We start from the raw sequence: 6,745 nt of genomic DNA, 5'->3' as shown, positions 1-6,745 counted from the left end.
CAGAGCAATGGTCGCACTCCATTACCGATCAACACCAACAGTTAGCGCAGTTATCTGAGGCGATGGAAGAAATGAATTCAACCATCAATGAAGTGGCCCATAATGCAGAAACTGCTTCAACGTCCACATCTGAAATTAACGGTCAGGTGGTATCTAGCCATCAGTTAATGAATAAAGCACTTGAATCAATTCATAATGTATCAAAAGGTATTCAAATCTCTGATGCTCGAGTGGGTGAGCTAAAAGTGGGTGTCGATGAAATTGGTAATGTTACGCAGGTTATTCAAGGTGTATCAGAGCAAACGAATCTGTTGGCGCTCAATGCCGCTATTGAGGCGGCACGTGCTGGAGAACAAGGCCGAGGTTTTGCCGTTGTGGCTGACGAAGTGCGAAGCTTAGCCAGCCGAACGCAGCAGTCAACGATCGAAATTCAAGAAACCATTAACAAGCTTGATGAGAGCAGCATGAGATCGGTTCAATCGATGTCAGAATGTACTACGCAGACCCAGGTGTGTGTAGAAAATACAGAGCAAATTCAAGTGGCATTAGAGCAAATCTCAACGCTCGTTTCCCACGCTAACGATATGATCATGCAAGTCGCTACTGCGACAGAGCAACAAGGGGCCGTGACGGGGGAGATAAATACAACGGTGACCAATATTCACAACGCAGCAGATGAAATCAGCCAGGGCGCTCAGCATTTAACTTCTGAGAGCTATGCTCTAAATGAAACAGCGACGGCGCTTGGTAAACAGCTTAAACACTTTATTGTTTAGACTATTGTTTAGACGTGAGTTGTTAATCGATCAGCGAGCCTATGTGGCTCGCTTTTTGTTTCCCAATGAATAAATAAACCTGAAGAGAGAGGAAGCCACCTTATTTGTTATACTCTCTTCAAATCATGACAAGAACCCTCTTGAAATGGTCATTCCAAGTTAGAAAGGAAATGTTATCAATGGCTGTGCTTCAACACATTCGTGTCACTTTGTTTTTCGTCGCTACCCTTACCGGATGCGCATCACTTCCTGAAAAAGTGTCTCACTCAACAGTGCAGGTGGTTAGCCCGAAAAGCAGCACATTGTCTCAGATGAGTGATGTCTACCAGTTAGCGCAACCCAACATTGGAATGAGTGCAGTGTCGGTTCTTGATACGGGATGGGACGCATTGGCCCATAGGTTAGCACTCATTGAAACTGCAGAGCACAGTATCGATATTCAATATTACATATGGAACTCCGATGTTTCTGGCCGTTACTTGGCAAGCCGCTTGGTGGCAGCGGCAGAACGTGGGGTAAAAGTTCGCTTGATGTTGGATGATATCAACCTGAATGAACGAGAAGACTTGTTGACCACACTCGATTCTCACCCAGATATAGAGATCCGCATTTATAATCCAGCGCCAAGTCGTGGCGGCGTAACAAAGATGGTGAGTGTATTGGGGGATTTCTCTCGCTTAAATCGCCGTATGCACAATAAATCATTCACGGTTGATGGGGCTCTGTCAATTGTGGGGGGACGAAATATTGGCGATGAGTATTTTGACCTTTCTGATGACATTAACTTTCGTGACCGAGACGCTCTGGTCATGGGCGCTGTGGTCGCGGATATAGAGGATAGTTTTGCCCAATACTGGAACAGCGACTGGTCGTACCCAGTTAATTTGCTAGGGGGGGAAGCCACCGTTGATTTTGCTGAACTGAATGATTCTAAAGATTTAGCTGAGCTTACGGGTTTTGGTGAGATAGAAGTGCCGCTCTATTCAGACTATCCAGCCTTACCTGAAGGCAATTCTAAACCTGACGACAATCCAGAGGGAAACAAGGCGGCGAAAACGTTGCTGAACGAGACAATGGAGCAAATGAGCTGGGTTAAGGCTCAGTATGTGTCGGACCGCCCGGTTCCTGTTGACGAAACCAACACCAACCAACCAAAGGCGACGGCGCGATTCATGGCCCAATTGGCTGAGCAATCAGAGCACGAAATATTATTGGAGTCTGCCTATTTGATCTTCGATGAGTCGCAGCTAAAAACGTCACAAATGTTGACGAGTCAAGGTGTCGTAATCAAAGCGTTAACCAATTCCATGGCATCAAATGATCTGCTCACCAACCATTCCGGCTACGCGGGTCGACGGTTAGATATACTAGAAAGTGGTGTCCAGTTGTATGAGTTGAAGCCCGATAGCACATTGTGTGAGATGTCTACCAGGGATTCGTCTAAATGCGCGCCATCAGCGCCTTATGGGCTTCACACCAAATCAGCAGTATTTGACAGAAAAATAGCCACCATCGGCTCATTTAACTTCAATTTACGCTCAACGTATCTTAATACTGAGTCTCTGCTCGTGATCGACAATAAAGATGTCGCTAAACGCTTAGCAGAAGCGATGGATCAGACGATGAACGAAGACCACAGTTGGCGCGTAAATCTTGAGAGTGGCGAAGTACGCTGGCACTCTGGTTCAGAAAGTTGGGATAGCGAACCAGAAACGGGCCGCTGGGAGCGAGTGAAGTCTCGTTTTTTACAGCTGTTACCGATTGAGAAATACTTGTAAAAATCAGGGCATAAATCTAAGCCATGAGCCATATTTTGGATCTCAACATTGTTTGGGATTTCAATATTGAGGGCTGACTAACAGATACAGCGTACCTTTTAATGGGGCAGGCACAAGTATTAGGCCGCATAAAACTATCGAGCTAGCCCTCAGTTTATTGAGTTTTTATTACTTTTATTACGTTTTTTGCTTAGAGGTAGCGCTGAATACTCAGATCATGGTGCTCAATTTGAGGTGTTTTATTGCTGACAATATCAGCGATTAACTGCCCAGAACCACACGCCATTGTCCAGCCTAACGTACCGTGACCGGTATTAGTGAACAGGTTTTTAATGGGTGTTTTTCCAATCACAGGGGTACCGTCTGGGGTCATTGGCCTTAAGCCTGTCCAGTATTGAGCCTGCTCAAAATCACCCACATCAGGGAACAGATCATTCACTACGCGATTAATGGTGGCTTTTCTCTTTTCGGGAATTGACAGGTCGAAGTCGGTCAATTCGGCTGTCCCCGCAATTCTTAAACGATCCTCAAATCGAGTAATGGCGACTTTATAAGTTTCGTCCATAACGGTTGACTGTGGAGCATGTTCAACGTGATCAATGGGTAATGTTAGCGAGTAACCTTTCACGGGGTAAGTCGGTAATTGAATGCCAAGTGGGGCGAGCAATTTGGCTGAGTAACTCCCGCAAGCGACAACATACTGATCGGCTTGTAACGAGCCAATACTGGTTTCAACCGATTCAATGGCCCCGTTTTTTGGGGTTAAGGAATGAATGTCAGTATCAAAATGGAAGTGAACGCCAGCTTGCTTAGCCAGTTCAGCCAGCTGTTGGCAGAAAAGAAAGCAGTCTCCGGTTTCGTCATCAGGTAAATGTAATCCCCCCACGATTTTATCTTTCACTCGCTTGAGCGCGGGCTCTTTTTCGATGCAACCTTGGGTATCAAGCAAAGAAAATTGAGTATGACTCTTCTTAAGCAAAGCCATGTCTTTCTCGATAGCGATAAGCTGTTTAGAGTTTCTAAAGACTTGCAGTGTTCCGAGTTGACGGCCCTGATACTGGATGTCGGTATGAGTTCTTAGCTCACCTAGGCAGGTTCGGCTATAATTCGCCAAGCGCAGCATTCTTGATTTGTTGGTGTTGTAATGTGAAGCGCTGCAATTCTTGAGCATTTTGCTTGCCCAAGAGAGCATCGCGGGTGAAAGGCTTGGTTTTATTTTGAGTGGGGCATGTTCTTGCATTAGCCATTGAATCGCTTTAATAGGGATTCCGGGTGCTGCCCACGGTGATGAATAGCCGTAAGATATCTGACCGGCGTTGGCAAAGCTGGTTTCTTTCCCACATTCTGATTGTCTGTCGACAACGGTTACCGAGTGTCCTTGAAGGGAGAGGTACCATGCACTTGTCAGCCCTATTACACCGCCACCTAATACAATTACTTTCATTACATTTCCTTCTTGTCAGTTGGCGCTAGTTTGTGTGTTTTACAAATCGCTAACAATCGATAAGAATTAACAACAGTGTATAGAAATTCTAAAGGCTGATAATGAAGTACCTGAAAAGCAATATGGCTTCCGCATTGATGACGTTTGTTGAAGTCGGTAGACGGGGCAGTTTAACCGGCGCAGCGAAAGCAAAGTGTTTAACGACAGGAGCAATTAGCCAACAACTTCTTCAACTTGAAAATAACCTAGGCGTACGATTAGTTGACCGACATTCCCGTGGCGTCACCTTGACGGAAGCTGGGCAATTGTTGCACCGAGTCGCGTCCTCAAGCTTTCAAGATATTGATACCGCGCTGGCGAGTTTACAAGCCCATTCCGTGGGCTCGTCAGAAGTAAGATTAAAACTCACACCGTCATTTGCTTTTAAATGGCTAGTCCCGAGACTAGAAGGGTTTCATCGTTTATACCCAGACATTCAGGTACAAATCTATGCGGAAGGTGCCCTAGTAGACCATACTTCGCAAGATTTCGATGTTGTGATCGATTATGGCCCGATACCTTATCGTGACTCTCGTGCTGAACTGTTGTTAGAAGAAAAGCTGATTCCCGTCATGAGCCGACATTATTTGGATAAACACAATTTATCTAAAGGGCAGCCGATGGAATCAACAAGCTGGTCTAGCGTTACCTTGTTGCATGATGCGCTGCCCTGGCCGGAAGCGATCAGACAGCATGAATGGAAGTATTGGGCGGAAAAAAATGGCCTAACGACACCCGTCGATAAAGGCCATTTCTTCAATCGAACCGATATGGCGATGTCAGCCGCGGAAGCTGGGGTTGGCATTGCAATGGCAAGAGAGGCCTTGATCCAAGATGAGTTATCTAGCGGCCGACTGGTTGCGCCGTTTCCTACGATTAATGCAGAAGCTGGGTATTTTCTTATTGCTCATACTCAATCGGCAGCAGCGCAGTACTTTACTCAGTGGGTGCGCTCTCAAGTGTCTGAATCAACGCTTAAGGAGGCTTAGATTCCATTGGAATAGGCTAATGAAAAATGGCACGTTGACGACAATCAAAGCGGTTATTAAATACTTTTAGGATATGCCGAGAGGAAAGAGAAGATAAAAGCGCACTGTAATCGAGAGTGAACGTGACCTTTTGTCCGACATATAATGGAACGTCTGACGTTTCAACGAGCAAGTGATCACTGGTAGATGAAGTTATTGTTATACCTTGTGGTGCACCAAGACCTGTCACGCATACATCTTGACGACCCAAAGCAAGAATGGCCTGTGAAACCATTCCTTTGTTAGGAATCGAGTCTTTCTCTCCAAACGCGTTCGTGCTTCTGGTGCCCCAGGGTAACGAAGGTTTCGTTTTAGATTCGATCACTTCGGCGGTTAATGTGATTGCATCGGTATGCAGCCCTTCAATTTGGTTTTGATCTAACGGAACACAACCAAGGAAAATGGCTTCTCCTATACGAAGGTTATTGATTCGAGTATTGCCGGTATGATTAAGAGCCCAATTGATAGATGCCGAATTTCCACCTGATATAATATCGAGCGTGATCCCAAAGGTCGCTTCGATCTCATCGGCAAGGCTGGACAGAAGCGCCATTTTTTGATCGTCAGGAGCAATACCATAACGACAGGCCAGATTCGCCCCAACTCCTCTGATGATAATATTGGGTAGGGAAATGATCTTACGGACAAAACCCATAACGCGATTTGGCATGATGCCTTCTCTCAGATCGCCCAGTTCGACCATGATGACAATGCCATGATGAATGTTGGCTTTCTTTGCGCCTTTGGCAAGCCTCTGAATGACAATGACTTCCGTGTTAAAGCTGACATCACAGCCTCTTATAATACGGTCTACTTGGCTTAGCATAGGCGTGCGGATTAACATTGTCGGTACAGAAATACCCGATTGCGTCATTCTTTGGATGTTTTCGATTCTAGAATCAGCAAACATTGTCGCCCCAGCATCTACAAGCGTTCTAGCGATAATAGGATGCCCTAGGAAGACTTTCGTAACCGGTGTCACGGATATGCCCTTTAAAGCAAGTTGAGAAATAAGGCGCTGTGCATTGTGATGGATTTTGTAACAGTCGATGTTTAATTTAGGGTACTTCACCCTTTTGCTGCCGGTTTGCTCGAAACATGCTGACGGGCTAACATTTTCTGACCGTTCAACAAAGGGTAGGCTGATAGTATGATATCTAGAAGTTGTTCAGTGGGCTGGGATAACGCATCGGTCACAGGTATCCCTAGCTCGTCCGAAATGCCACTGATTGCAGTAAGTATTTCATCAGAAGACATCCCTTCGTGGTTAAGCGTGATGCCAATAACGGATGTGTCTGAAAAGGTTTCGATAAGGTTTATTTCTGACGCTAATGTAGGCATTGGCATGCTAGGGAAATCGCTACGATGCGAGCGTTTTGGTGCATGTTGCAAAATAACGCCCGTTGGGCAACTGCCACGTAATATAAATGCACTTGTTGAAAACGCAGGGTGGCTTAGGGCTCCTTGTCCTTCAATGATGATGATGTCTGGGTGCTCCGTTTCGTACGCTTTGACAATCACTGACTCTAATTCACCAGCGCAGAATTGAGAAGGGACGGCATCGAGTGCCACGCAATAGGGCGCGCCTTGCATGATGCCTGTTTGCCCAGTGGCAATCATGACGACATTCAGCCCAGTTTGTCTTAATTCATTAGCCAATATTGTTGCGGTCGTGCGCTT

Annotated in this window: 6 protein-coding genes; 3 read left to right on the top strand and 3 right to left on the bottom strand. The window is 45.9% G+C overall.

Features of this window, described 5'->3' with window-relative positions; all coding sequences use genetic code 11:
• Positions 1-776: methyl-accepting chemotaxis protein (locus tag ACP45E_RS07805; protein WP_241824283.1), on the top strand; the 776-nt coding region annotated here is incomplete at its 5' end.
• 179 nt (positions 777-955) lie between these two features.
• Entirely contained in the window at positions 956-2,554 is a 1,599-nt protein-coding gene (locus tag ACP45E_RS07800; RefSeq protein WP_017037072.1) for a phospholipase D family protein, read from the top strand.
• 190 nt (positions 2,555-2,744) lie between these two features.
• On the opposite strand, the gene ACP45E_RS07795 is transcribed toward ACP45E_RS07800, so the two are convergent.
• Positions 2,745-3,998 carry a D-amino acid dehydrogenase gene (locus ACP45E_RS07795; protein ID WP_017037073.1) on the bottom strand — a complete coding sequence of 418 codons (1,254 nt, stop codon included), beginning with the start codon at positions 3,996-3,998 and terminating at the stop codon, positions 2,745-2,747.
• A gap of 101 nt (positions 3,999-4,099) precedes the next feature.
• On the opposite strand from ACP45E_RS07795, the gene ACP45E_RS07790 reads away from it, so the two are divergent.
• Positions 4,100-5,026, top strand: a complete 927-nt coding sequence (locus ACP45E_RS07790; protein ID WP_017037074.1) for a LysR substrate-binding domain-containing protein — start codon at positions 4,100-4,102, stop codon at positions 5,024-5,026.
• 16 nt (positions 5,027-5,042) lie between these two features.
• Here ACP45E_RS07790 and ACP45E_RS07785 read toward each other — a convergent pair whose 3' ends face one another.
• Both ACP45E_RS07785 and ACP45E_RS07780 read right to left on the bottom strand, forming a co-directional pair.
• Positions 5,043-6,137, bottom strand: a complete 1,095-nt coding sequence (locus tag ACP45E_RS07785; RefSeq protein WP_017037075.1) for an alanine/ornithine racemase family PLP-dependent enzyme — start codon at positions 6,135-6,137, stop codon at positions 5,043-5,045.
• Positions 6,134-6,745, bottom strand: a 612-nt coding sequence (locus tag ACP45E_RS07780) for an NAD-dependent epimerase/dehydratase family protein (RefSeq protein WP_141707253.1), incomplete at its 5' end; no start/stop codon positions are given. The genes ACP45E_RS07780 and ACP45E_RS07785, both read right to left, overlap by 4 nt.

The organism is Vibrio genomosp. F10 str. 9ZD137 (assembly GCF_049974785.1).
In the GTDB taxonomy this organism is placed as follows: Bacteria; Pseudomonadota; Gammaproteobacteria; order Enterobacterales; family Vibrionaceae; genus Vibrio.
The sequence above is the reverse complement of the archived record's forward strand: the minus strand, read 5'-3'. Positions and strand labels throughout refer to the sequence as shown.

Excerpts from the sequence above, each read along its gene's own strand:
- ACP45E_RS07795 (WP_017037073.1), bottom strand. The coding sequence starts at position 3,998 with ATGAAAGTAATTGTATTAGGTGGCGGTGTAATAGGGCTGACAAGTGCA.
- ACP45E_RS07790 (WP_017037074.1), top strand. The coding sequence starts at position 4,100 with ATGAAGTACCTGAAAAGCAATATGGCTTCCGCATTGATGACGTTTGTT.
- ACP45E_RS07800 (WP_017037072.1), top strand. The coding sequence starts at position 956 with ATGGCTGTGCTTCAACACATTCGTGTCACTTTGTTTTTCGTCGCTACC.